This is a genomic window from Tepidiphilus sp. HLB4 (assembly GCF_054823945.1).
Window position 1 is genome coordinate 1 of sequence record NZ_JSYB01000088.1, and the last position, 2,921, is coordinate 2,921.

Below are 2,921 nucleotides of genomic sequence, written 5' to 3' on the forward strand. Positions count from 1 at the left end.
GAATTTACAGAAAGGATGGTACACAACCCGCTATCTTGAACAGCGGCTCAAGAAGGATGTTGAGATTGTGGTGACTACCGATTACTCCTCGATGATCGAGGCAATGCGGTTCGGTCGGATTGAGGTAGCGTACTTTGGACCGTTTTCGTACGTTTTGGCCAAATCTAAGGCGCCCGGGATTGAGCCCTTTGCGGTGGGCGTTGAACGTGGGTCGCCCACATACCAGTCGGTCTTCATCGCAACGGCCGGAGGGCCGGTGAAAACGCTTGAAGACGTGCGCGGCAAGCCCTTCGGATTTGGCGACCAGGCGTCCACATCAAGCCACCTTGTACCACGTGCACACCTGCTCAAGAAGTACAAGCTTGATGGTGAGAAGGACTATCGGCCAGTTCACCTTGGGGCACATGACGCGGTCGCACGTGCGGTGCAGTCGGGTCAGATTCCAGCCGGGGCTCTGTCCAAGCCGATTCTGGACAACCTCATCGCTCGAGGAAGCATTGATGCCACGAAGATTGTTCAGCTTGACCTTTCTGCTCCCATTCCAAACTATCCGGTCGTCATGCAGGGGGACCTCAAGCCTGAGCTCAAAGCTGCCATCCGCTCTTCCTTTCTGGACATGAAGGATGCTGAGGTGCTCAAGGCGTTTCGTGTCCAGGCGTTTGCCGCCACTGATGACGCTGCATATGACGTCCTTAGGGATACCGCAACCATCCTGAAGCTTGATTTGGGCCGTATGCAATGACCTCGGCTGCATTCGAGAACATCATCAGTCGCGACAAGCGGGAGCAGTTCATTGGACTGCGCAATACAGCGTTCGTCCTTCTGGTTTGCCTTGTAGCCCTGTACGTCACGGGGTTCTTCGATGCACAGCGGTTCATCGAAGGCGCCCCGGCTGTCAAGCAGCTCTTATCTGAGATGGTCCCTCCCAACTTCGACCGCTGGGAGCACTGGGTCATCCCGCTGAGGGACACCTTGGCGATGTCGATTGCCGGCACAGCACTGACTATCGTGCTTTCACTTCCGCTGGCGCTCCTGGCGGCTCCAAACACCACCCCCAATCCTTTGGTGGGAAGAGTGGCCAGAGTCATCCTGGCGGCATTCCGGTCTGTGCCTGAAATTATCCTGGGCATTCTGTTCGTCGCGGCCGTTGGTTTCGGCGCTCTGCCGGGTGTGCTGGCGTTGGCCCTGCATTCCACGGGCATGGTAGCCAAGTTCTACGCCGAAGCCATAGAGCACGTGGACCCGAAACCTCTGGAGGCCGCTAAGGCCGCGGGCGCAAGCCGGTTTCAGGTCATCACCCATGCTGTGTTACCGCAGGTTTTGCCCCAGTTGGCGGACATCACCATCTACCGATGGGAATATCACTTTCGCGCATCGGCAGTGATGGGCATCGTGGGTGCGGGCGGCATTGGCTTCGAACTCATGGCAGCTCTGCGCCTGATCAAGTACGACGAGGTCTCCGCCATTTTGCTGTCCATCCTCATATGCGTGCTCGTGGTCGACGGCATTGGGTCGGCGCTTCGCAAACATCTGAAATAGAAAGAGAGAGGAAGGTAATGATGCCGAAAATTGTGGTGACGCAGCCCATCCATGAAGAGGTACTGGCGCGTCTTATGCAGGTTGGTGAAGTGGTGATGAATCCCGGTCCTGAGCCGTGGAGCGAGGCCGAGCTCCACCGTCATCTGAAGGATGCCGACGCAATGATGGCTTTCATGTCTGACCGGGTAGATCAGCGAACCCTGTTGCACGCTCCCAGGCTCAAGACCATCGCTTGCGCCCTGAAGGGGTATGACAACTTTGACCTGAGGGCTTGCGCACAAGCCGGGGTGAGCGTCACCTTTGTTCCTGACCTCCTCACAGAGCCCACAGCCGAGCTGGCCATCGGATTGGCTATTGCTGCTGGCAGGAACGTGCTTCAGGGTGACGCCGCTACAAGAGCAGGCTACTCTGGGTGGAGGCCAGCTCTATACGGAACCGGGCTTCATGGGTCGGTGGCCAGCGTGATCGGTCTCGGAAAAGTTGGGCAGGCCATATTGGCGCGACTCGCGGGCTTTGGCTGCGCGCGGCTGCTTGGTGTAGACCCAAGGGTGCGTCTAGATCAGGTCGAAATGGTCACGCTCGATGAGGCTTTCAGCACATCGGACTATGTGTTCCTGGCAGTGCCTCTTGTTAGCGATACGCGCCACCTGGTTGACTCCAGGGTGCTTCAACTATCGAAAAAGGGCCAGATCCTTGTAAACGTGGGTAGGGGGTCTGTGGTCGACGAAAGGGCGGTTGTCGATGCCTTGGCGAATGAGCAACTTGGCGCGTACGCCGCTGACGTCTATGAGATGGAAGATTGGCTACTTCCAGACAGACCTCGCGAAATTCATCCGGGATTGATCAACAACGCCAGAACAGTACTCACTCCCCACATCGGCTCGGCTGTGAGACGCGTACGGTTCGAAATTGAAATGCGGGCTGCTGAGAACCTAGTCCGCGCACTCAGGGGCGAGAGTTTGAGTGATGTTGCTGTCTAGGCCAGCGCGGCAGCATAGGTATGGTTGCTCGGCGGTTTGCACGCCAGCTGAAATAGGCGCGGCTTCAGAGCCTATGTCCTATGGCTGGGTGCAACCTGCCCGTGTGATGCCATCCTGCTCGCCAAGGGGAAATGACTTGAGTCATTATCGAAGTGGTTTAGCGATGATGTTCTCTGCACGGCGCAGCTCATGGGGTAAGCCCAAATGGGCGCATGGCAAACACCAGATACTTCGAGGGGTCAGGCTACAACACTGATCGTTCTTGGCCTCTGATAGTGGTTTCAACCCAGGACGTTTCAGCTGAGGTCATTACATTCGGCTCGTAGTAGAGGTGACGCTGCTTTGCGAGTTCTTGGACTGCACGGCTGAACCCTAGGTGTCAGGTCCCGGACGATTGCGTGG

At 57.1% G+C, this 2,921-nt stretch carries 3 protein-coding genes; all 3 read left to right on the forward strand.

Going from position 1 to position 2,921, the window contains the following annotated elements; translation table 11 throughout:
• Positions 1-742 (forward strand): phosphate/phosphite/phosphonate ABC transporter substrate-binding protein (phnD, locus tag OA56_RS10510; protein WP_461585185.1); only part of this gene is annotated, 742 nt, incomplete at its 5' end.
• Positions 739-1,539, forward strand: a complete 801-nt coding sequence (phnE, locus tag OA56_RS10515) for a phosphonate ABC transporter, permease protein PhnE (RefSeq protein ID WP_461585187.1) — start codon at positions 739-741, stop codon at positions 1,537-1,539. The genes phnD and phnE, both read left to right, overlap by 4 nt.
• Before the next feature lie 17 nt (positions 1,540-1,556).
• Positions 1,557-2,519 carry a phosphonate dehydrogenase gene (locus OA56_RS10520; protein WP_461585189.1) on the forward strand — a complete coding sequence of 321 codons (963 nt, stop codon included), beginning with the start codon at positions 1,557-1,559 and terminating at the stop codon, positions 2,517-2,519.
• Positions 2,520-2,921: the final 402 nt, after the last annotated feature.

Excerpts from the sequence above, each read along its gene's own strand:
- phnE (WP_461585187.1), top strand. The coding sequence starts at position 739 with ATGACCTCGGCTGCATTCGAGAACATCATCAGTCGCGACAAGCGGGAG.
- OA56_RS10520 (WP_461585189.1), top strand. The coding sequence starts at position 1,557 with ATGATGCCGAAAATTGTGGTGACGCAGCCCATCCATGAAGAGGTACTG.